At 41.6% G+C, this 22,608-nt stretch carries 22 protein-coding genes; 5 read left to right on the plus strand and 17 right to left on the minus strand.

The window, feature by feature from the left end; all coding sequences use genetic code 11:
* Nucleotides 1-89: 89 nt before the first annotated feature.
* Entirely contained in the window at nt 90-962 is an 873-nt protein-coding gene (locus HMPREF3108_RS08835) for an AraC family transcriptional regulator (RefSeq protein WP_070494275.1), read from the plus strand.
* A 111-nt stretch (nt 963-1,073) separates the two neighbouring features.
* Here the strand turns inward: HMPREF3108_RS08835 and HMPREF3108_RS08840 are convergent, their stop codons facing one another.
* The 7 genes from HMPREF3108_RS08840 to HMPREF3108_RS08875 all read right to left on the minus strand — a co-directional run bounded on the left by HMPREF3108_RS08840 (nt 1,074) and on the right by HMPREF3108_RS08875 (nt 9,424).
* Entirely contained in the window at nt 1,074-1,268 is a 195-nt protein-coding gene (locus HMPREF3108_RS08840) for a hypothetical protein (protein ID WP_070494277.1), read from the minus strand.
* Between the two features lie 352 nt (nt 1,269-1,620).
* Nucleotides 1,621-2,883 carry a CapA family protein gene (locus HMPREF3108_RS08850; RefSeq protein ID WP_048777392.1) on the minus strand — a complete coding sequence of 421 codons (1,263 nt, stop codon included), beginning with the start codon at nt 2,881-2,883 and terminating at the stop codon, nt 1,621-1,623.
* A 156-nt stretch (nt 2,884-3,039) separates the two neighbouring features.
* Nucleotides 3,040-4,968 (minus strand): beta-glucoside-specific PTS transporter subunit IIABC, encoded by a 1,929-nt coding sequence (locus tag HMPREF3108_RS08855; RefSeq protein WP_070494280.1) that lies wholly within the window; start codon nt 4,966-4,968, stop codon nt 3,040-3,042.
* 283 nt (nt 4,969-5,251) lie between these two features.
* Complete coding sequence (locus tag HMPREF3108_RS08860; RefSeq protein ID WP_070494282.1) at nt 5,252-6,523, minus strand: TRZ/ATZ family protein; 1,272 nt, start codon at nt 6,521-6,523, stop codon at nt 5,252-5,254.
* A gap of 92 nt (nt 6,524-6,615) precedes the next feature.
* Nucleotides 6,616-7,302, minus strand: a complete 687-nt coding sequence (locus tag HMPREF3108_RS08865) for a DUF4947 domain-containing protein (RefSeq protein ID WP_070494284.1) — start codon at nt 7,300-7,302, stop codon at nt 6,616-6,618.
* An 84-nt stretch (nt 7,303-7,386) separates the two neighbouring features.
* Entirely contained in the window at nt 7,387-8,322 is a 936-nt protein-coding gene (msrB, locus tag HMPREF3108_RS08870; RefSeq protein WP_070494286.1) for a peptide-methionine (R)-S-oxide reductase MsrB, read from the minus strand.
* A gap of 163 nt (nt 8,323-8,485) precedes the next feature.
* Complete coding sequence (locus HMPREF3108_RS08875; RefSeq protein ID WP_070494288.1) at nt 8,486-9,424, minus strand: dihydroorotate oxidase; 939 nt, start codon at nt 9,422-9,424, stop codon at nt 8,486-8,488.
* A 235-nt stretch (nt 9,425-9,659) separates the two neighbouring features.
* Between HMPREF3108_RS08875 and gdhA the strand changes: the two genes are divergently transcribed.
* The 3 genes from gdhA to HMPREF3108_RS08890 are packed head-to-tail and all read left to right on the plus strand — an operon-like array spanning nt 9,660 to nt 11,679.
* A complete protein-coding gene (gene gdhA, locus HMPREF3108_RS08880) occupies nt 9,660-11,006 on the plus strand; it encodes an NADP-specific glutamate dehydrogenase (RefSeq protein ID WP_048777398.1) in 1,347 nt (448 codons plus the stop codon).
* A 31-nt stretch (nt 11,007-11,037) separates the two neighbouring features.
* Entirely contained in the window at nt 11,038-11,523 is a 486-nt protein-coding gene (locus HMPREF3108_RS08885) for a GNAT family N-acetyltransferase (RefSeq protein WP_048777399.1), read from the plus strand.
* On the plus strand, nt 11,524-11,679 hold the full coding sequence (locus HMPREF3108_RS08890) for an NADP oxidoreductase (RefSeq protein ID WP_053794202.1): 156 nt from the start codon (nt 11,524-11,526) through the stop codon (nt 11,677-11,679). It abuts the gene before it with no gap.
* Nucleotides 11,680-11,775: 96 nt separating this feature from the next.
* On the opposite strand, the gene HMPREF3108_RS08895 is transcribed toward HMPREF3108_RS08890, so the two are convergent.
* The 4 genes from HMPREF3108_RS08895 to HMPREF3108_RS08910 all read right to left on the minus strand — a co-directional run bounded on the left by HMPREF3108_RS08895 (nt 11,776) and on the right by HMPREF3108_RS08910 (nt 15,036).
* Nucleotides 11,776-12,420 carry a TetR/AcrR family transcriptional regulator gene (locus HMPREF3108_RS08895; protein ID WP_070494290.1) on the minus strand — a complete coding sequence of 215 codons (645 nt, stop codon included), beginning with the start codon at nt 12,418-12,420 and terminating at the stop codon, nt 11,776-11,778.
* Between the two features lie 16 nt (nt 12,421-12,436).
* Nucleotides 12,437-13,441 (minus strand): NADP-dependent oxidoreductase, encoded by a 1,005-nt coding sequence (locus tag HMPREF3108_RS08900; protein ID WP_070494292.1) that lies wholly within the window; start codon nt 13,439-13,441, stop codon nt 12,437-12,439.
* Between the two features lie 261 nt (nt 13,442-13,702).
* Nucleotides 13,703-14,071, minus strand: a complete 369-nt coding sequence (locus HMPREF3108_RS08905) for an EXLDI protein (RefSeq protein WP_070494294.1) — start codon at nt 14,069-14,071, stop codon at nt 13,703-13,705.
* Between the two features lie 62 nt (nt 14,072-14,133).
* The gene (locus HMPREF3108_RS08910; RefSeq protein WP_070494296.1) at nt 14,134-15,036 is read right to left on the minus strand and encodes a DUF2268 domain-containing putative Zn-dependent protease; all 903 of its coding nucleotides are present in this window, start codon (nt 15,034-15,036) and stop codon (nt 14,134-14,136) included.
* 381 nt (nt 15,037-15,417) lie between these two features.
* Here HMPREF3108_RS08910 and sstT point away from each other — a divergent pair, with 381 nt between their 5' ends.
* On the plus strand, nt 15,418-16,632 hold the full coding sequence (sstT, locus tag HMPREF3108_RS08915) for a serine/threonine transporter SstT (RefSeq protein WP_070494298.1): 1,215 nt from the start codon (nt 15,418-15,420) through the stop codon (nt 16,630-16,632).
* Between the two features lie 78 nt (nt 16,633-16,710).
* Here sstT and HMPREF3108_RS08920 read toward each other — a convergent pair whose 3' ends face one another.
* The 6 genes from HMPREF3108_RS08920 to HMPREF3108_RS08945 form a co-directional block, all read right to left on the minus strand.
* Nucleotides 16,711-17,325 (minus strand): DUF4352 domain-containing protein, encoded by a 615-nt coding sequence (locus HMPREF3108_RS08920; RefSeq protein ID WP_070494300.1) that lies wholly within the window; start codon nt 17,323-17,325, stop codon nt 16,711-16,713.
* 36 nt (nt 17,326-17,361) lie between these two features.
* On the minus strand, nt 17,362-18,201 hold the full coding sequence (locus HMPREF3108_RS08925) for a mechanosensitive ion channel family protein (protein ID WP_070494302.1): 840 nt from the start codon (nt 18,199-18,201) through the stop codon (nt 17,362-17,364).
* A gap of 144 nt (nt 18,202-18,345) precedes the next feature.
* Nucleotides 18,346-19,785: an APC family permease gene (locus tag HMPREF3108_RS08930; RefSeq protein ID WP_070494304.1), complete on the minus strand. Its 1,440-nt coding sequence runs from the start codon at nt 19,783-19,785 to the stop codon at nt 18,346-18,348.
* Between the two features lie 251 nt (nt 19,786-20,036).
* Complete coding sequence (trxA, locus tag HMPREF3108_RS08935; RefSeq protein WP_002898369.1) at nt 20,037-20,351, minus strand: thioredoxin; 315 nt, start codon at nt 20,349-20,351, stop codon at nt 20,037-20,039.
* Nucleotides 20,352-20,436: 85 nt separating this feature from the next.
* Nucleotides 20,437-21,855, minus strand: coding sequence for a C69 family dipeptidase (locus HMPREF3108_RS08940; protein WP_070494306.1), 1,419 nt, complete (start codon nt 21,853-21,855; stop codon nt 20,437-20,439).
* Nucleotides 21,856-21,955: 100 nt separating this feature from the next.
* Nucleotides 21,956-22,600 (minus strand): GNAT family N-acetyltransferase, encoded by a 645-nt coding sequence (locus HMPREF3108_RS08945; RefSeq protein ID WP_061584664.1) that lies wholly within the window; start codon nt 22,598-22,600, stop codon nt 21,956-21,958.
* Nucleotides 22,601-22,608 lie beyond the last annotated feature (8 nt).

The raw sequence follows: 22,608 nt of genomic DNA on the forward strand, positions 1-22,608 counted from the left end.
TTCTTTGATTATATTATAATCTTAGATGAAAATGTTTTCTTACACAATTCTCTTATATATTGATACTATTCTACTACAAGGAGCAGGGAATGCTAGATCTTGGACAGCTTCATAAAAATACCGTATATAAAAATCAAGGGACCCCCTATTCACTGACCCGAACTATTACTGAAAATGGGCAACCGGACATCCTCTTTCATTGGCATACTGACGTTGAAATGATCTATGTTCATGAGGGAACTGCCAAGTTTCATATTGACCAGGAATATTTCAACAGCAAGGCGGGGGACATCATCCTGATCCGCCCCAATGCTCTTCACTCCATTCATCCCATCGAAAATCAAAAACATTACATGGATGCCTTGAATTTCCAGCTAGACTTAATGGGCTACTCTGCCATGGACCAGGCTAGTATCGATTACCTGCAACCCCTCTACAAGGGGGAGCTGGACTTTGTTCACGTGATCGAACCCCATCACAAGGGATATGAAGCCATCCGTTCCTGTCTGATTGAAACCATGGAGACTGGCTATCATCGCAAGGACTACTTTGAATTTCAGATAAAGGCTCAGCTCAACCAGCTCTTTTATCTGCTTTTTGAAAATGGTTATGTTGTCTCCAAAACGCAATCCTTGGAAGGCTACCGTAAGGAAGAGAAGATCAGAAATATTATTGATTACATCAGTCTTCATTATCAAGAGGAGTTGACAATTGATCATCTGGCTAATATTTGTGGCTACAGCGCTACTCATTTTATGAACTTTTTCAAAAAACATATTGGCATCTCCTGCATGGAGTTCCTCATTCAGTTTCGCTTGAGAAAGGCGACCGAGCTTCTGCAACATTCAAATCTTTCAATCCTTGAAATCGCGAATCAATCTGGCTTCAACAACCTATCTAACTTCAATCGTCAGTTCAAAAAATACTATCTAATGACTCCCAGACAGTACCGAAAGAAATGACATTTATTGAAACACATAAAAAACAGCTTCGACGATATCCGAGGCTGTTTTATTTGTCAAAAATATTGAAAATTATCTTTTTTATCTTGCTTGTCTTTTTATCCAAATCATTTAAGTCAGCAAGGCCAGAATGATATTAACAAGTCCCAACACTAGCAAACTCAGCAAAAGCAAACGTCCTAGCTTCTCTTTAAAGAAATTGCGTCGAAGAAAAAAGCTAAAAATCAGCAGAACGATGGCTGCTAAAGCCAGAATCAACCAAATCACCAAAAGCAACCAAAAGAAAATGAATTGATATAAGAACATGACTCCTCCTAATTCTCTAGTAAGCATGACCAGTAATGAGAGCATAGATAATTCCAAAAACAAAGTATAAAGCAAGCCCCAAGCCAAACAAGAGCCATAGACGTCCCAAGAACTTCAAATAGAGAGACTTGCTTGCCTGGCTGACCAAAGAAAATTATCAAAAGAGCCGGCAGACTAAGGATCAATAGTATATAAAACACAGGAACAAAGAAACCTACTATCAACAATCCACTCCCTATACCTTCCATCTCTAAGCTCCTTTCTTGTTCATTATAGCAAATGTCATATTCATCACCAAATAAAAACCAGAAAAGCCTAGCTCCTCTGGTAATGTTGATTGACAAGAAAATAGTTAGTCCCAATTCAAGCCAACATGGTCTTTCATTTCTTGGTAGGCTTTATCAATCCGCTCCTTGGTAGCTTCATCCAGCCTATCCCGATATTTTCCACCTTCTATAAAGTCTTCCAGAATCAGAGTTTGGTAGCTATAAAGCGGATAGCCTTCAGCAGAAAATCCTCCTTTTTCTACACGGCTGACCCAGGTCGGATGAGCCTGAGCGCTCTTGATTCGGGTACCTTTGAGCGTCTTTTCAAGAGTCAGATCCATGAGAACCCCCCGCTCGGTCCACTGAGCATTTTCAACTCCTTCCATGGTCTCAATCCGTTGATTAGATATGAAATTTCCCATAGAGTAGATGATTAGTTTTTTCTGGCCATCCTTTTCCAGAGTTTCAGATGGTTGTGTCACATGTGGGTGTCCACCAAAGATGATGTCGGCACCCCAATCCACCATTTTGTGATAGAGGCTTACCTGCTCTTCTGTCGGTTGTAGCTGATACTCTACTCCCATTTGGGGCATAACAACCGTAATGTCGGCTTCTTTCTCAGCACGTTCGATTTCCGATTTCATTTTCTCCTCATCAAGATTAGATAAATGTTGGTCATATTCATCTTGACTGAGATTTCCTTCCATTCCATTAAATCCGTAGGAATAGGCTAAAATAGCTATTTTAATCCCATTTACCTCTTTAATAGTCAGAGGCGCTTGGCCACGTGGTTCATGGGTATAAACACCAACCGGTGTAATTCCTTGGTCTTCAAAAGCCTTAGCAGTTGAAAATAGACCAGATAATTGAGAATCTAAAATATGATTATGAGCCAAGTCAAGCACATGATAACCCGCATCTTTAATAGCTCCTACTACTGACTCAGGTGCATTAAACAGCGGATAGCCTGCTAAAGGTAGGTCTGGACTAATGGTCCCTTCAAAATCTCCAATCGTAAGATCTGCTTGATGGAGCCATTCTTTAGCATACTTAAAATTCTCTGAGAAATCATAGCTACCATCTTCTCGTAGGGCGCTCATATATAGGGCATCATGGTAAAGCAAATCACCATTTGCCATGATACGAGCCGTTTGAACCTGCTTGTTTGCTACTGTCTTCGGCCTAGCTGAACTTTTATTTTCTATACTTGCCTGCCTCGTCTGCTTTCTTGCATCTATTTCCTTTTGGAAAAATAAAATGAGACTAGCTGAAAGAATAATCAGACTAAACAAAGCAAAAACAAACCACTTCTTTTGGGCTTCAGCTTTTCTTCTATCCGAACGTTTCATCCTTGTCGCCTCCTACCATATCTATTTTACCATAAAATAGATGTTCCAGTCATCCTCTAGAAAAACATCGTCATTATTAAAATATCTGAACCTTAAGACCTTTTGAAACTTAAAAAGAGCAGGTGACATCCACATCCTGCTCTTTTCATATGGTTTTTAGTTTAATTCAAATAGAGTATCCCCTAGGTCAACTTCCCCTTCTGCCAAAACCTTCAGATCTCTGAAGCGACTCATATTGGTGACAATGATTGGAGTTGTCACAGGGTAACCAGCCTCCTTGATAGTATCGATATCAAAGCTGAGCAAAAGCTGGCCTTTTTTGACCTTAGAGCCTTGGACAACATGAGCTGTGAAACCTTTTCCATCAAGGGCTACTGTATCCATACCGACGTGAATTAAGAGTTCTGCTCCATCATCTGTAGCTAAACCAATAGCATGGTTGGTAGGGAAGAGCAGGCGAATGACACCATCGGCAGGGGCCACTACTTCACCGACACTTGGCTCAATGGCAACTCCTTTACCTATAGCTCCGCTAGCAAAGACTGCGTCTGGAGTATCCTCAAGAGCGATTATTTCGCCAGCTAATGGGCTTGTCACGACTTGCTCAGTAGCTCCGTCAGAGACTCTTTCGTTTTCAACATTTAAAGACGGAGTAGCATCTTTTTCAGACGGACCGCCGAAAAGGTTTGGAATCTTGACCAGCTGAGTCAATCCAAAACCTAGTACAAAGTTCGCTACAATAGCGATGAGGAAGTGAATCAAGGTCATGCTGTTGCCAGCTTCAATAAAGGATGGAATTGCAAAAAGTCCCATACCTCCCATAACCTGCATTTTGACATCAAAGAAAGCTAGATATGCACCAGTCAACGCTCCAGAAATACAGGTCATGATGAATGGCAAGCGCATTGGGAGTGTGATCCCATAAATAGCTGGCTCCGTTACACCAAAGAGAGCTGAGATGAAAGCTGGAATCGAAAGCTGACGAACCTTCTCTTCCTTGGTTCGCATCATGATGTTAATAAGAGCACCTGCTTGTGCAAAACAGATAGCAATAGAGGCAACAAGAATGACACCTGGACCTTTTTGCAGTTCCAGGATTGCTAGTGGCACCAAGCCCCAGTGAAGACCAAACATGACTAGAACCTGCCAAGCAGCCCCTAGAACGATACCATATAGCACCGGACTAAAATCATAGATACCTGTAAAGAGAGCACCTACTAAATCAGATGCCCAACTCATGACCGGACCGATAACCAGAAAGGCCAGTGGCACTGTAATCAAAAGAGTAAAGAATGGTACGATAAAGACTTTGACAACATCTGGAATGATTTTTTTAAAGCCTTTTTCAATCTTGGCTCCAGCCCAAACAGCTGCAATCACTGGAAGGACCGTTGACAAATAGCTCGATGCTGGAAAGATAATTGGAAGACCGAAGAAAGTCGAAAAAATCGGAGACTCAATCGGTGTACCAGCAAAAAGTGTATAAAGCGGTTTTTCCGCCGTAAAGCTAGCTGCGATATTTGGATAAACCAGAGCAAACCCGATAGCCAAAGCAGTGAACTGATTCATCTTGAAACGTTTAGCAGCTGTAATAGCCAAAATCAATGGAAGAAACTGGAAGAGGCCATCTCCCGCTGCATTAAGAACCACATAAGCACCATCTGTTTTGGCGACACCTAAGGCTGCCATAATAGCTACCACACCTTTGATCATACCTGCTGCAGACAAGGTACCGAGCATCGGCTGGAAGAGGCCCGATACGAGAGCAATGAAGCGGTCAAACAGATTGCCTTCTACTGCATCGTCATCCGCATCAACACTGCCTTCGCCAGAAATACCAGCAACTCTGAGCACCGTTTCATAAACATCTGGCACATGATTGCCAATAACAACTTGATATTGACCACCAGCCTTGACAACCGTTACAACCCCATCTCTCTTCATCAGATAGTCTGTGTCCGCCTTTGATTCATCCTTTAAGGAAAAACGCAAGCGTGTCACGCAGTGTACCAGTTTGGTAATATTGTCCTTGCCCCCAACGTGGGCAACAATGTCCTTAGCTAATTCTGTGTAGTCTTTAGCCATTTGGGATCCTCCTGTTCTATTTTGATCACGCTAGACCTGTTCAAACTCCTGAAAAAAAAGAAGAAACCTAGACGAATACCAAATGAGAAGATAGAACAGAGTTCTAACTCATTATTTGTATTCATCTAGGTTTTGCCTGCGTGATCAGTAACAATCCTTACATCTAGTATAGCATATTATTTTAAATTTGCAAGCGTTTTCTAAAAAATATTTAATATTTTTAGAAAGTATTTTAAAAGAAAAGAGACTGAAAGCAAATGCAGCCTCTATTTTCTTCTCAAAATCAATCTTCTATATTGACATTCACTGTCAAAACTTGGCCATCTCGAACGACCTGCTTGCCAGCAATATAGACATCCTGAACATCGCTTCCTTTAACCGCATACACGAGGTGTGACAGCATATTTTCCAATGGATAAAGGTGAATCCGCCCCTTTGGTTGAATAGCAATGAAATCGGCTTGCTTCCCCACTTCCAGACTACCAATTTTGTCCTCCAAACCCAGCGCTTTAGCACCCTCAATCGTCAGTGCTTTCAAGGCTTGATCAATCGTAAACTGACTTGCATCACCCTCCCGCATCTTTTGAAGTAGAGCAGCGGTCCGACCTTCTTCAAACATATCCAGATTATTGTTAGAAGCGACAGAATCTGTTGCCAGGCCAACAGTCACACCAGCAGCCAGTAGGTTAGTCACCGGGGCTACACCAGAAGCCAGCTTGAGATTACTGATAGGATTGTGGGCGATGCTGACTGATGACGTCGCTAAATCCGCAATCTCTGACGGATTCAGCTCAACCCCATGAGCAAAAATTGCTGGCTGCTCCAAGTAACCCAGCCCTTTCAAGAAAGCCAGAGGCCTTTTACCGTAACGTTCCAGGATAATTTTATTTTCATTTTGGGTCTCTGCCACATGGATATGAAGCCTCAAATCCAACTCACGCGCTAAATCTACACTACCCTTTAGCAAATCTTCATCACAGGCATAGGGTGAATGAGGAGCCACCATGACCTGAAAATCTTCGTCATCATAGGAGAGGATTTCCTCTATAATAGCCCGGGTACGAGCCAGGGTCTCTGCTGCTGTTTCTGCTGGTGAAGTGAAGAGAGTTGGAGAGAAATAACAGCGCATCCCCGACTGACGGACAGCTTGGTAAATCTGCTTAATATCCACCCCATGAGGATTATACATATCATTAAATGTTGTTGTTCCTGACAGCAACATCTCAGCCAGAGCAAATCGAACTGCTTTAGTAGTCACTTCTGCTGTAAACTGGCTCTCTGCTGGCCAGATATAATCCTCCAACCATTCATGCAGATTGCTGTCATCACGAATCCCACGTAGCAAAGTCATGGCTGAGTGAGTATGGCAGTTGACCAAGCCTGGCATGATCCAAGCCCCCTCATAGTCCACTGTTTCACTACATTTCCCTAGCCAAGCTTGGTTATAGGGTCCGCAGTAGGCAATGCGGTCGTCCTCCACCACAAGCAGGCCTTCCCGATAAACATGAAATTCGCTATCACAGGTCACCAGATTGACATTTGTATAAGCTTTCATCCGGATATATCCTCACTTTCTAAACACTTGCACTCAGGAGATTTTAGCTATTATAACAGGCCTTATAAAATAGTTCAAGAGATTCTGATAGTTTATTCGAAATTAAGATAATCAGGGTCCGGTGTAATATATAATAATTGGCCTTTATAAAATACGAGAAAAACCTCGTTCCTCTTGTAACTATATAAGACATAACTGTTAGCAGAGTCTTCTCCCCCAGCTAGTCCAACTCCGACTGCAACATCCGCTACTGCAGCACCAAAGGCGCTCAGTTGCTCTTTTGTAAGATGCTGATCTAAATATAATGATTTTAAGTTTTTAATTTCTTGGTTTCTAAAGTTTCCAGTGAGGTATTTTGGATCCCTTATCACTGCCTCAGGTTCCCCCAGTGCTTCTTTGACTGTTTCCTCAGTATAGCCTTCATAACTAGGCACTTGAGCTTTAATTTGCCCGTCAGAAGAGTTATAAGATACACTTCCATGTCCTTTTGCATAGATTTTATCTTTTGGAGCTAACTGGTCTCCTTCGTCCGAAGCTTCCCTTTTTTCTGAGAAACCAGAATTATCCTTCTCTCCACTTTCCTTACTTGACGACTGGGTCTCTTTACTAGTTTTCTCTTCTTTACTAGTTGACTTAGTCTTTTCTTCTGATTTTGAGCTTGAACTTTCTTCAGTTGGTTTATTCGAATTAGCCTGCCCTTTACCATTAGATTTACAAGCAGTTAGAGTGATAATCGTTAAAATAGTAAGTAAAATCGTCGAAAATCTTTTTAATTTCATCTTTCACTCCTCATTTTTATTATGATCATTATCCCTTATCTAAAAACTTTTGTCAACGCTCAGCAAAAAAGGCCTAACGGCCTTTTATTTCATGTGTTGAAGCAGATAAGCATAACCTTTTGCTTCCATTTTTTCTTTTGGAATAAATCGCAGAGCTGCGGAGTTGATGCAGTAGCGAAGACCGCCTGCTGATTCTGGACCGTCAGTAAAGACATGGCCCAGATGGGCATTGCCAGAACGGCTGCGCACTTCAATCCGCTCCATGCCATGACTCTTGTCTTCATAGTATCTCAGAACTTCTCTGGCAATAGGCCGACTAAAGCTAGGCCAGCCACAGCCCGACTCAAACTTGTCACCGGCAAAAAAGAGAGGCTCTCCAGTCGTCACATCGACATAAATTCCTTCTTCAAAAGTGGCATTGTAGGCATTGTGGAAAGGACGCTCTGTCGCACTGAGCTGGGTCACCTGGTATTGCTCTTGCGTCAACTGTTCTTTCAGTTCCGCATCTGTAGGTTTCTCATATTGGCCAGGATCGACCAAGGGCTGATAGGCATCATTGACATTGATATGGCAGTAGCCACCGGGATTTTTCTTGAGATAATCCTGATGGTAGTCTTCAGCTAATACATAGTGGCGCAAAGGTTCCAGCTCAACAGCTATCTTTTGTCCCAGCTGTTTTTCCTGCTCAGCAAAGACCTGTTCAATGACCGCCTTATCAGCTTGATTGGTATAGTAAACACCTGTCCGATACTGGCGTCCTACATCATTTCCCTGCTTATTGACCGACAGAGGATCAATAACTCGGAAATAATAAAGCAGGATTTCCCGCAGGCTGACCCGCTTTTCATCATAGATTAGATGAACCGTCTCTGCATGGTCCGTTTGATGAATCAGCTGGTAGTTGGTTGATTCCACCTGTCCATTGGCGTATCCCACTGTCGTTTTCTTAACACCTTCAATGCGGGAGAAATACTCTTCCAAGCCCCAGAAGCACCCGCCTGCTAGATAAATTTCAGCCATAAAAACACCTCATTTCTTTGCGTCTATTTTCTCATAAAAGGAGTCGAAATTATAGCAATTTGATTAGAACTTTCTTCAAAATAATATGAAAAAGCTAGGTTTCAATACTTCTCAACCCAGCCATATTCTTCATTTCAAATCACAACAACGCTTGTATAGAAGATTATTCCTCAATATATTTCAATTTTCCTCGGAAATCTTCCAGGCTTTCATAGCCTTTTTCTTCCATAATAGTCTTGAGTTCTGCGGTGATGCGCTCGAAGGCTGCCACTCCTTCTTTATGAAGGGTTGTTCCGACCTGCACCATACTGGCTCCACAGAGGATATGCTCAAAGGCATCGCGCCCCGTCAGGACACCACCAGTACCAATGATTTGGATTTCTGGTTTAAGGCGTTGGTAAAAGGCATGGACATTAGCTAGAGCGGTCGGCTTGATGTACTGACCTCCGATACCTCCAAAACCATTTTTCGGACGAATGACTACTGACTCATCTTCTATATAAAGACCGTTTCCAATCGAGTTTACACAATTAACAAACTTGAGCGGATACTTGTTAAAAATCGCAGCGGCCTGGTCAAAATGCACAATATCAAAATAAGGAGGCAGCTTAATGCCCAGTGGCTTTTTGAAATAAGCAAAAACTTCTGACAAAATCTTTTCCGTCGTTTCAAAGTCATAAGCAATCTGTGGCTTGCCAGGGACATTGGGGCAGGAGAGATTGAGCTCAGTAATCCCTTTAAAATCACTTGCCTGAACTTTCTTAAGAATGGTATGGGTTTCTTCTGGCGACATACCGACCAAAGAGAGGAAGAAAGTGCGATTTGCTTCACTTTCCTGAAGTTCCAGCAGGTAGTCAAGATAGTAGTCTAAACCATTATTTGGCAGGCCCATGGAGTTGATAGACCCCAGCGGAACATCCTGATAGCGCGGTTCTGGGTTTCCCTGACGAAATTCTAACGTTGCCGTCTTGGTCACAAAGGTTCCTGCAGCAGAATCTTTGACTTCTGCCAGTTCCTCTTTTGTCATACAGGCAACCCCAGCTGCATTCATCAGGCAATTATCAAATGCAAAACCAGCAATCTGTGTCGATGTCGAAACCATAGTAAAATACTCCTTTTCCCTATGAAGCCTAATGCCTCTATCTCTTTTTCCTCATTATATCACCAAACTTCCCTTTTTCGCTTTTTAAACTGGAATTTTCCAATAAACGTTCGGGAATCTATCCGAAAGATAGTTTTGCAAATTTTCAGAAAATTCAACTTTTTTCTTTACACCCCAAAAAAATTCTGCTATAATGGCTCATGTAATAAAATATAACAACAAAAAGGAGAACGATATGACATCTGCTAAAGAATATATCCAAAGCGTGTTTGCAACTGTGAAAGCTCGTAACGGGCATGAGGCTGAATTTCTCCAGGCTGTTGAAGAATTCTTCAGCACTTTAGAGCCTGTATTTGAAAAACATCCTGAGTATATCGAAGAAAACATCTTGGCACGTATCACTGAGCCTGAGCGCGTCATTTCTTTCCGTGTTCCTTGGGTTGACCGTGAAGGCAAAGTACAAGTTAACCGTGGTTACCGTGTTCAATTTAACTCAGCTGTTGGACCATATAAAGGCGGACTTCGTTTCCACCCAACTGTAAACCAAGGGATTTTGAAATTCCTCGGATTTGAACAAATCTTTAAAAACGTCTTGACTGGCCTGCCAATCGGCGGTGGTAAAGGCGGATCTGACTTTGATCCAAAAGGTAAGACTGATGCTGAAGTGATGCGCTTCTGCCAAAGCTTTATGACAGAATTACAAAAACACATCGGTCCATCTCTTGACGTTCCAGCTGGTGATATCGGTGTCGGCGGACGTGAAATCGGCTACCTCTATGGCCAATACAAACGCCTTAACCAATTCGACGCTGGTGTTTTAACTGGTAAACCTCTTGGATTTGGAGGTAGCTTAATCCGTCCAGAAGCAACTGGTTATGGTTTGGTTTACTATACTGAAGAAATGCTCAAAGCTAACGGTAACAGCTTTGCTGGTAAGAAAGTGGTTATTTCAGGTTCTGGTAACGTAGCTCAATACGCTCTTCAAAAAGCTACTGAACTTGGTGCTACTGTTATCTCTGTATCTGACTCAAACGGCTATGTCATCGATGAAAATGGTATCGACTTCGACCTTCTTACAGATGTTAAAGAAAAACGCCGTGCTCGTTTGACTGAGTATGCAGCTGAGAAAGCAACTGCTACATACCATGAAGGTTCTGTATGGACTTACGCTGGCAACTACGACATCGCTCTTCCATGTGCGACTCAAAACGAAATCAACGGTGAAGCAGCTAAACGTTTGGTTGCTCAAGGAGTTATCTGTGTATCAGAAGGCGCTAACATGCCTAGTGACCTTGACGCGATTAAAGTCTACAAAGAAAACGGAATCCTTTACGGACCTGCCAAAGCTGCCAACGCTGGTGGTGTAGCTGTATCTGCGCTTGAAATGAGCCAAAACAGTCTTCGTCTCTCATGGACCCGTGAAGAAGTTGATGGACGTCTCAAAGACATAATGACAAACATCTTCAACACAGCTAAAACAACTGCTGAAACATACGGTCTTGGTACTGACTACCTTGCGGGAGCAAATATCGCTGCCTTCGAAAACGTAGCCAATGCTATGATTGCGCAAGGTATTGTTTAATTAGTCGATACATCCTATCGGAGGTCAAATCATGAACTTACGGCCAATGGAAATGAGAGACAATCCAGCTGTAGCGCAGCTCATTCGAGCTAGCTTAGAGGAATTTGGGCTTGACAAACCTGGAACTGTCTACTTTGATTCTCATCTAGATCATTTGGCCGACTATTATCAACATCAAGAGAGGGCAGCTTACTTTGTTCTAGAAAATGAAGGGCAGCTGGTTGGCTGTGGTGGCTTTGCACCTGTGTCCGATAAGATTGCTGAATTACAAAAACTGTATGTCACTAAAAATAGTCGTGGCAAAGGTTATTCCAGTCGACTGATAAAGCGGATATTCCAGGAAGCTTGCCTAGCAGGTTATGAACAGCTTTATCTAGAAACCTCTACTGAGCTGGCTACGGCTGTGGCCATCTATCAACACTATGGTTTTACAGCACTACAACAACCACTTTCTAACGCCGTCGGCCACCCAGCTATGAATATCTGGATGATAAAATCCCTCTTATCAGATGAATAAATGTCAGTATACTCTGGCCGTCTCAAGGACATCATGACCAAGATCCTCAACGCAGCTAAAACTTACAGACTTAGCAAAGACTACCTTGCAGGAGAAAATATCGCTGCCTTCGAAGAAAATGTAGCCAACGCTATGATTACCCAAGGTATTGTTTAAGATTCTTTGCTCAATCCTCAATCACAACGATTGGGGATTTTTATGTTGGCTTCAAAAAAGCTTACTATTTAAAATAGTAAGCTTAAAAATCTAGATTTACTTTACTTCTACTAAGGCAGAAGACAGGCAGTCAACAATTTCGTTTACTGCTTCATCTATGTTCACATCTTCCTTATCATTTAGCATCATTGGAAGAGCATAAGAAAGACTCAAAGCTAAAATATAACAAACTATTCTTTCATTTGACCAATCTCGGATAACACCATTTTCTTTAAACTGATTCAGAACTGGACTAATTGGCTTAATGATAGAGTGAACAATAACATTCCCTAACTGGCTAGAAATAGTTTTATCAATAAAAGAACGACTCAAGAGAATTTTAACTTGCATGTGATTCTCCTGAATGAAAACCAGTCTATCTCGAACAATGCTTCTCAAAAACACTGGAAAACTCTCTTGGTTTGCTGTAAATTTCTTCTCAGAAAAATCAGCAATCACATCTGGAATAACTTGTTCGAGAAAAGTCGACAGAATAGCTTCTAAGATGCCTTCCTTGGTTTTAAAGTAACTAAAAACTGTCCCCTCTGAAACCCCAGCCTCCTTGGCAATAAGGCTTGCTGTTGTATTCTCAAAACCAATTTCTGAAAATAGCTTTAGACTTGATAATAATACTTGACGTTGTTTTAAACTCAAGTTGCTATTTTCTAACGTCTGAGCATACTTTTGTTCTAAACTTTCCATTGCTGGCACCTCTCTGCTACTCTCTTACTTTTACAACTTTCTTACCTCGAGTGTGTCCCGACTTCAGACTACGATATGCCTCTCTAACAGACTTTAGAGAAAAATCATAAACCTGATCAATATTCAGCCGAACCTTCCCATCTGAGACCATTTCCGCCAGAGTGTTCAAATCATCATATGTGGAATGTCTCGGACCCGTGAACTGAGCTCCTTTTATCATAACATATGGTGAAGGTACTAGAGTTCCGATCTCACTCCCCTTCAAACCTAGACTAAAAGCCAACTTAACGTAATCACTTCCATAGCAATCTAAGAATTTAGTAACCGGCCTTGGACTTTCTGATAGAAGAGCATTCTGGATGTTCTCTTCGTAAGCTACTGGTATAGCACCTAAGGACTTCAGATATTCTGAATTTTTCTTACTTGCAATTCCGATAACTGTTGCACCCTTAGCAACTGCGTACTGTACTGCAATACTTCCAATACCACCTGCCGCTGCTGAAATAACTATAAGATCTTTAGAACTCAACTCAATTTTTCTAAAAGCACCTCCCACTGTTAGAGATGCCACACCCATAGTAGCTGCGTGGTTCATATCAATCATCTCTGGTTTCAACACAATTTCTGATTCATTGACACAAATTTCTGTTGCCAAAGCTCCCCTCTTAGTTCCCAATCCAGGGTCACTGATCATTGTTCCAAAAACCTTGTCCCCTACTGCAAACCGACTTACTCCTTCACCGATTTCTGTGATAACTCCAGCAAAATCCCGACCAACACCTCTTGGAAAAAGAGATGATTTTGACTCAAACCAACGACTTGGATGCCTTAGTTTCGTCATAAAAGATAAAAATCTAAGTGGCTTTGCCCCCTCAAAAATCTTATAATCAATAGGATTTAAACCAACAGCATGAACTTCTACCCTAACTTGATTCACTTCCAAAACATCAGATTTAATGTTCACCAAATCTAGCACTTCTTCATCACCGAAACGACTATACTGTATTGCTTGAACAACCATTTTATGAACTCCTTTACTTATCCATAAATTGAGTGAGCACTCAATCATTTTCTTGATTGTACGCTTATTCTTCAAAGATGTCAACTATAGTGTTCCCACAACTTCTAACTAAGTTAGCTGTTCATGATAAAAATGGAGCCAATTTCAGTATCTTGATAAGTAAAAAAAATACTGCTGGTTCAATAGCTCTATATTTCCTCATGAAAGATTATTAAACTATAACTCAAAGAAATCCGACTGCTTATCAAAGCAGCCGGATCTTTATATATCTAATTTTTCAAAAAATTTGCCTGCAGACTGCTTTTCTTTTAGCTTCTCCAGCAGATCATTCTCCAGGAAAGGACTCAGGTCGTCAAAATCTTGGCAAACCTTAAAAACCGTCTCTCTGTCCAACTGGCCATAAGTTAGTTCGTAGTAGTCCTTATTATGATGCCAGTTCTGGTCATAGTTGATATCTGTCCGTTGATAGTAAACAATGTTTTGCTTGGGTGTCAGGTAAAGCTTCTGTGTTAGAATGCTTTTCTGATCGTTGGACAACTTGCTACGGCTGAAAATCTTAACACCATGAAAAATCTTGCGCTCATGAATACCTTGATTTGTGACTTTCAATTCAACTCTTTTATAGTACATATAGTCACCTCCAGAAATTACTTTCATTATATCAGGTCCTGGCAGATTATCAAGCAAAAGTGTTATTTCCAAAAGTCTTTCGTCGCCTCTAAAATCTCTGCTGTCGGTGTTACTGTGGCTTCAATAATGCTCTTGCCAGTATTTTTTAGATAGGCTTGTATCAGATGATAGCCATAAGCATAACCCGCAGCATAAGGCATACCGACTGGTATTTGACCTTGAATCTCAGCGATTTCATCACCGTAGAGATAAGGAGCCATTTCCGCCATCCCCGTTAGCTGAAGCTGGCTTGAGATGATAGGCTTAATCTCCTCTAATTGCTCTGGACTGGTTGAAGTGACCCAAGGTCCGATGAGCTCCTTGCCATAGAGCTCAGCAGCGAAAGACTCTGCTAATCCTTCACTGACTACCCAGTCTGCTAGTGTCGTCTGCTGGTTCCATTTGATAAATTGGAAACGGACATTATGATTGCACTCGTGGGCCAGAGCTGCCTGCACACGTGGCAAAGTATAGTCATTCGGCAGCAGACTAAGCATGAGGTAGCCTGGAATACCTCCATCTCCACTGTAACCCTTATTGAGCTGGAGCATGGGCTTTTCTGGATTGCCTAATAAAATAGTAAAATGGTAATCCTCAACCTCTAAGTCATAGCCAGCTTGCTCGAAAAGACCGATACTCCTTTTGATGGTATCCTGGCAGTCTTGCCAGAGTTGATCAGAGCTCAGAGCGTCGATAGCCGGTCTATCCTTTTCTGATAGAGTTCTGGGCAACAGATTCATAAAGCCAAGTAGGAATAGAGCATCAAATCCTCCAGGGTACTTTGCTTTTAAAGGGATGTGTTGAGTTTGGTATTTGGTTGCAAAAGGTGCTAAAATCTTAGCTCGAAAGAGACCTTCTCTCTTTTCTAAAGGAAGCTCGAGCATCTCTTGATAAACTTTATCTGAACGAATCATATTGATTTGCATAATAATCTCCTTTCTTATCTTGTATTACTATACACCCTCCTCTAAGGTCAGGGTCAAGAAAAAGATTTAAAACTTATCTAAAATCTTCTTATCGTTTATGAAATCAGCTACTTCCAATTGTAGATTTTGGGGAAGATAGGGAATGACCAGCTAGGACCAGCATTGCTTTCACTAGCTTTCTATTGTATAATGGAGAAATACTCTGTGGCACATTCAGATAATACGAATCTAATGAGTATGATTTTTACTGCTTTCTGAGCAATTAAAAAGCCATTGAACTAATTTATCTATCAATGAGAGAGCTCTGCTTTCTTACAGCCCAGCTTCAGCAATTTCTTTAACTGTTGGAGCAGACTTTCTATCGTAACGAAAGGAATAGCCATGCTTCATCGAATAATTCTTACTTGGAAAAAAACAAATCTTATTAAACGAATTTCACTGGGTATCCTATGCGGGGCTTTATTAGCTGTCCTCTTTCCCCAAGCTTCAGCAATTGGTCTGTTGGGTGAAATTTTCGTTGGCGGTCTAAAAGCAATTGCCCCTCTCTTGGTTTTTGCTCTTGTAGCCAATGCTCTTTCTCAGCAGAAGAAGGGAGAAAAGAGCAATATGAAAACAGTAATTATACTCTATCTGTTGGGAACATTTGCGGCTGCCCTTGTTGCAGTTCTTATTGGCTTTGTCTTTCCGCTTGAAATTGATTTGGCAGACGCTAAACAATCCCTCTCACCTCCTGACGGCATCGGACAAGTTCTAAGCAACCTTTTGCTAAAGCTAGTTGACAATCCTCTCAATGCTCTTATTTCAGCCAATTATATTGGCGTTCTCTCTTGGGCTGTAGTTTTTGGGATTGCCATGCGTGAAGCGAGTCATCACAGCAAGGACCTGCTTCGAACCTCAGCCGAAGTTACTTCTAAAATCGTCGAATGGATCATTAACCTCGCCCCCTTCGGGATTTTAGGGCTGGTTTACACCACCATTTCTGGCAAGGGATTTCAAGCACTGCAAAGTTATGGCTTATTGCTCTTAGTCCTAATTGCCACCATGCTGATTGTCGCCCTGATTATCAATCCCCTGATCGTCTTTATCATGCTTCGAAAAAACCCCTATCCTCTTGTTTGGCGTTGCCTCAGAGTTAGCGGTGTTACAGCATTCTTTACACGTAGTTCTGCAGCCAATATTCCAGTTAACATGAAACTTTGTCGAGACTTAAATCTAAACCCTGAAACTTATTCTGTCTCGATTCCTCTAGGGGCCACTATCAATATGGCTGGTGCTGCGATCACTATTAATACTTTGACCCTTGCTGCTGTTCATACTTTGGGAATCCAAGTAGACTTTGCGACTGCTTTTGTCTTGAGCATCGTTGCAGCTATCTCTGCTTGCGGTGCGTCCGGAGTTGCAGGTGGCTCTCTTCTGCTGATTCCTGTAGCTTGTAGCCTCTTTGGCATTTCTAATGATTTAGCTATGCAAGTCGTTAGTGTTGGCTTCGTGATTGGAGTCATTCAAGATTCTTGCGAAACAGCCTTGAACTCCTCTACAGACGTCCTTTTTACTGCTGTTGCAGAAATGAGCAGCTGGCCAAAAGAAAAACTCTAATAAAAAACCCCAAGCTCATCCTATCAATAGGAAAGTTTGGGGTTTTATTTATATTCCTTTCATTCATTGAAACGATCGCTATTTTTTTGATTTGGGCTTCATCCACTTATCTTCACCATAAGTTACGGTATAGGAATGCTCATCCCCCTTCTCACCATCAAACACTAAGTCGAAGCTAATCGTCTTCCCAGGAACTAAATCCATCCCTACCTGAGCATGGTCAAAGGTAGAACCATCTAAAATATAAAGATTTCCTTTTTCATCATATAAGTCGAAATTATAGGGATTTAATAATATCCTTCGATTGGAAGTATTCTTAACCCTTACAGACACAACAACAGCAACTCCAGTAGCATCGTCACTCATCTTTTTACTAGTATCCATCTTTGCTGACTGAACAGTGATTTTAGTTCCATTTTGAAAAAAGACAGCATCGCCAAAATAATGATTAGGATGCTCATTTTTATAATCGTAAGCTCGATATGAACTATCTATCCTGCCATTTATCTTCAAACTATCCTCTGAAAGGCTGAAATTAATGAGCAGTAAAGCAACTGTTACCAAAGATAGAATAATGACCAAGCCAGTACTGATGACACTGGTCCAAAATAATGGCTGTTTATGTAAAGGCTTCTTAATTTGATAGAGATTCCCATCGGCATCAATCATTTCGTGTGGGGGATCATGTTTCATATTTTCTCCTCTATCTAAAGGACTAGCTTTAGAATATTAATTTGGCAAATCAATGCCTTCCTTTAGTAAAGCTTCATGATAAAGTCTGTAAAAGGAATGGTAAATTTTAGTTTGAGTCCCACTTTGAACCATCATGCTAACACGAAAAACAAACTGGCTATTTTCTTCTAACTGAGGTCCCAAAATATCTGGCTCTTGTAAAACTTCAGGATAATCTTTAAGGGATGCTTGGTTGACTTTCTCAATCACACGAGCAATATTATCTAAATCTGTTTGTGCATTAATCGGAATATCAATCAAAACCCGCATATCTCCGCGCGAAAGATTGCTGACGACCATAATATTGCGATTAGGAATATAGTGAAGCGAGCCATCTGCATCCCGAATTTGAGTTGTTCGAATCCCGACACTAACGACTGTTCCCGCTATATTGATAGGACCATTGGTCAAGCGAACACTGTCTCCTACATCTAGCTGACGCTCCAAAAGAATAAAGAAGCCATTGACCAGATCCGATAGAAAGCCTTGCGCCCCCATTCCGATAGCTACTCCGGCAATCCCTGCACCAGCTAACAGACTAGAAACTGGCAAACCTAAAATGGATAAAATCCAATAGATTAAAAGAAAATAAAGAGCATAATTGAGAACATTCTCTATCAAGCGACTAATGGTTTTCTGTCTGGCGATGTCAGTACTAGAAAACTTTAAGGATGGGGAGATAATTCTTCTAACAAAGACATGAAGAAGCTTCTTGGCAATATAAAATAAGATAAATAAAAAGAGCAGAGAAATCAACTTGGAAACAGCATCATCTAAAATAGCCGTCCAATCAAACTGCTTAAAATAACGAGAAAAAATATTGCTTGAAAAAAACATTGCTTACCTCATACAATCCCATTTATTCCAGTACCAGAAGGAATATAATCTATTATAACACAAAGCCCATACTTGAAAAAGGCTGGGACCCTAAGAAAACTCAACAAAAAGCTGGGACAGTCTTTTGACTTGTCCCAACTTTCTTTATTTCTTCTCTCGACGTGCAGCCATAGGCAGAAGCAAGCCTAGACCTAAGAGGGCTATTGGAGTGATAATATTCGTGATGAGGGTGAACCACCACTCAGTTGGATGAGTTGCCATCTTGACTTGTGGAGCCATACCTAGAATACAAGCAAAGGCAGTGAAAGCAAATCCCCAAGCTCCCATTAGAAAACCTAGTCTACGATTTTTCATAAATTTGTATTCAACATTTTTAAATTTATCCCATTTACGATACAAGAACATATAGGCTACAAATACCCAAAGGAAACACATAGGAGAAACGATAGCATTGAGATTGGTCATCCATACGACTAGACCATCGATTTCCTTCAAACCAAAAAGTGGCAGTACAATGATAATTGCTACTAGTACCCCTGTTAAAAGATAGCCATTAATCAGCATTCCTGACTTGGTACGCTTACGCAACCAGCTTGGAATAAAATCTTTATCTGCGCTACCCAAAAAGATTTGTAGAGGCGCATCGATACAAATGGCTAGTGTAGACGCTTGTCCTATTGCTTGGGTAAGAGCATAGATAGTAACTAAGAAATTGCCTATTCCCCAATGCTTTCCTAAAACTGCAAAAGCTTGGTAGGCGCCATTCCTCATCAAATCGTCTGGGATATGGTTGCTATCAAAAATCATGGCCATGGCAAGAGAGCCTAAAATAGCACAGGCCCCTATCATGACAACCATGGCTATCATGCCTTTTGGAAAGCCCTTTGCAGGATTTTTCACTTTATTAACATAAGGAGAGATGGCTTCCGCTCCTCCTACGGAGAAGACTAAGAGTGCAATCGTTGTAAAATAGGAGAAGTCAAATTTTGGAATATAAGTCGATAACTGGTCCATATGTCGAGTGGCCAATTGTAGATCTGGCTTAATCAATGGCACACCAACAGCCATTAGAATAAAGAGAACCGACATGACCAGCATAGCTCCACCGGCTAATGTTCCCAAAAATTTCAAGGCTTTCAAACCCTTGGTCGAAATATACAAAAGGAGTAGGAAAGTTAGTAAAGAAAGGCAGACAATCATGGGCATGGACAGACTATCCAAAATCCTTCCATTTCCTTGAAAGGCCCATCCTAAAGCAATTAAGATTGTTTGAGGTTTTTGGGCCAAATATGGTATCTGCACAACCCAGTAGGTCCAAGCCGCAAAAAAAGCTAGCTGTTTGGTAGAAGTAAACTTAATCCAGTCACTAACCCCACCTTCACTATCCTTAAAAGTTGAACCTAGTTGCCCAACCATTAATGTGTAAGGAATAAAATAGATAATCAGCAACAGAATCCATGAAGTGATCACGACAATTCCCTGCTGAGCAAAATTATTCACGACATTGCCTAAGCCCCAAACAATATTAAAGGCTATCAAGGCTATCATGAGCCAACTTAACTGCTTAGAATCTTTTTCTTCCATACGATTTCCTCCTTCCAATCGTTAAAAGCTCTTTTTGTCTCTCAAATTAGAGGCAGCAGTTGGATAACTTGTTAATATATTTCACTGTTATTATAACACTTTAAAAAATAAAATAAAGCGCTTTCATATTTCGTTTCTGTTTCAAACTTTTGAATTTCTGTATAAAGGAAGCTATTTTCCTGCCAAATCGAAAGGACATGTTCTCTAAGCAAAAAACCGCTGCAGTAAGCAACGGTTTTGACAAGTTTTTATTAACTCAATTCCGCGATAATAGCCTTGAGCTGGTCTTTGGTGTGAACACCTGCGACTTGCTTAACGACTTGACCGTCTTTCTTGAACAGAAGGGTCGGAATGGACATAATGCCGAATTCACGGGCAGTATTTGGATTTTCATCCACATCCATTTTGAGGATTTTCAGTTCGTCCTCATGAACTTCTCCTGCCAACTGCTCCAAGATAGGCGCCTGCATGCGACATGGACCACACCAAGTTGCCCAAAAGTCAATCAGAACCAGTCCGTCTTTTGTTTCTTCTGCGAATGTTGCATCTGTAACTGCTGCTACCATAAATCTTCTCCTTTAAATAGCTTACTTTTGTTAACATTTTACACCAAAAGCAAGAGAAAGAAAAATATTTGCTACGGCTAAGAGCTCAATCACTCAGTGAGAAATGGTTGGTCATGAGATTGCTGGCATCCAAGAGAACCTTCTCCAAGAGCTGGTCTGTCGCTTCTTGCACCTTGTCGCTCATAGCTTGATTTTCAGCTTCAAAGTCAACATCCTCGCCCTTGGCTAGAGCACGATCTACTCGACCGATCATTTCATGGCCCCAAGCCATGGTCTTTTCCTGATAATCATCCAAATCTCCGACATGACTGCTAAAATGAGCATCAGCCAGCCCTGCAATCAAGCGATTAGCCCAGTAGAAGGAATCCGTCGAAACCTTGTCTGTTGTATTGGCAAAGTAGTCTGGTGTAGTTGAGATCTGAGTAAAGAAAGGAACAGCTGTATTGTAAGGCATGGAACCGTAGGATAGCCACTGGATCCCAGTCGTTTCCTGCGGTTGATTAGGACGAAGTTGTAAGATAGCTGTCTGACTGGTCCGATTGATCCCGATAGTCCGAAAGGCCCGTCTGCTGTGGTGGTCCCCTTCTGCTCCATAAGGATCATAAGGCGAATCCTGATAGTGACTGCTCAGGACATACTTGACATCTTCGATCGTGATCTTGCGGTATGGCTTGTGGCACCATGGAATGAAGAAACTCCTTGGTTCTTGCTCCACCTCTGGATTGAGAAAACGCTGGATATCCCAAGCTCGCGGTGTATTGTAATGGCGGTCCTTATCCTTCTGGCTGCCAAAAGCATAGCGGGGATTGAAACCCTCATCTGAGTAATTCAGATTGAGATGGTTTTCCTCGATAAAGTTTTTAAGATTTGGATGACAGAGGAAGTGCTCTGGATTGTCAAATTCAAAATAATCACTGCCCAGCTGATTTGGATTGGTCACATAGGCATCATCTGGCACGCGCCGCGCCATCCAATGGTGACCGCCAATGGTTTCCAGCCACCAGATTTCGTTGACATCTGAGATTGCAATTCCATTGGACTCATAAGTGCCGTATTCCTCTAAGATTTTCCCTAAGCGTAGAACCCCTTCACGAGCCGTTTTGATATAAGGAAGAACCAGCGTAAGGATATCTTCCTCGCTGATACCTGACTCTACCAAAGGATCAGCCCCCAGCACGCGGCTGTTGGTCGTAATTGTTTCCGTCGCGCTGACAGCAACATTGTAGCTGTTAATTCCAGCTGCTCCCCAAATCCCATCTTTGGGAACTGCATCTGGCACTGCCGTATAGCGGACTGGATTGTCCGGCAAATCCATCTCAAAGGATGTCAAAACTGACTGATAATGGCGGGGCTGGTCTTGTGGCTCCACTACGACAAATTTCTTAGCTGTAAAGACCCCATTTTGTGAATCCTCTGTACGAGCCACAATGGTTGAACCGTCGTAACTGGCCTTCTTGCCTACCAAAATAGTCGTGCAGGAATCTGATGCATGCTTTATTCTCATTATTTTCCCTCCGGTACTCTTTATGCTACTTACATTATAGCAAAAAGCAGGCCCTCATAAAAGAACCTGCTGTTATCTCTACGCTGAAACTTCCAATGCCCTATTCGATTTTCAAGACATAGGTATGCTCTTTGTAAAGCTCATCAATCTCAAAATGCTCTAAATCTTCTTTCCTTGAGACAATATAATGCCCTTCTCTTTGATAATAGCCTAAAGAATTTCCCGACTTATCTGTCAGACAGATTGTCTGCTGCTTAGTATCTACGCTGAAAGAAAATGCTATTTGATCTTTGGGGCGCCCGACCACTAAATAATCTTGACAAATCAGCTTGCCGCCCCACTTCTGATAGAGGTGATTTGCTTGTTCTCCGTCTCTGGTAAAGATGATCAAGGCCTCAACTTTCTTTTCATGCAGCCGCTCCCAAGCAGTTTGAAAGAGTTGACTGGCTATCCCTTGATTCTGAAAATCAGGATGGACAGCCAGATTAGCGAAGTAAGCTATCTTTTTTCCTGGATAATATGGATAAGAATGACTTGCTTCTTCGGTGTAAATACCAATATCTAGAAGCCCTACAACCTGATCATCTTCCACTGCTATGAGCTCAACCGAATCTTGGTAAGGCTCTTCAGTAAACTCATCCTTGCTGCGGCTCATATCATCAAAGAAAGGCGAAAAGAGATAACTCAAAGCTTTTGTATAAACCCAACTTTTCTCATAAATCGAGTCATAGATTTGTATTTTCATTTCTAGCC

Origin of the sequence: Streptococcus sp. HMSC10A01 (genome assembly GCF_001807785.1) — a bacterium.
GTDB classification, from domain to species: Bacteria; Bacillota; Bacilli; order Lactobacillales; family Streptococcaceae; genus Streptococcus; species Streptococcus gordonii.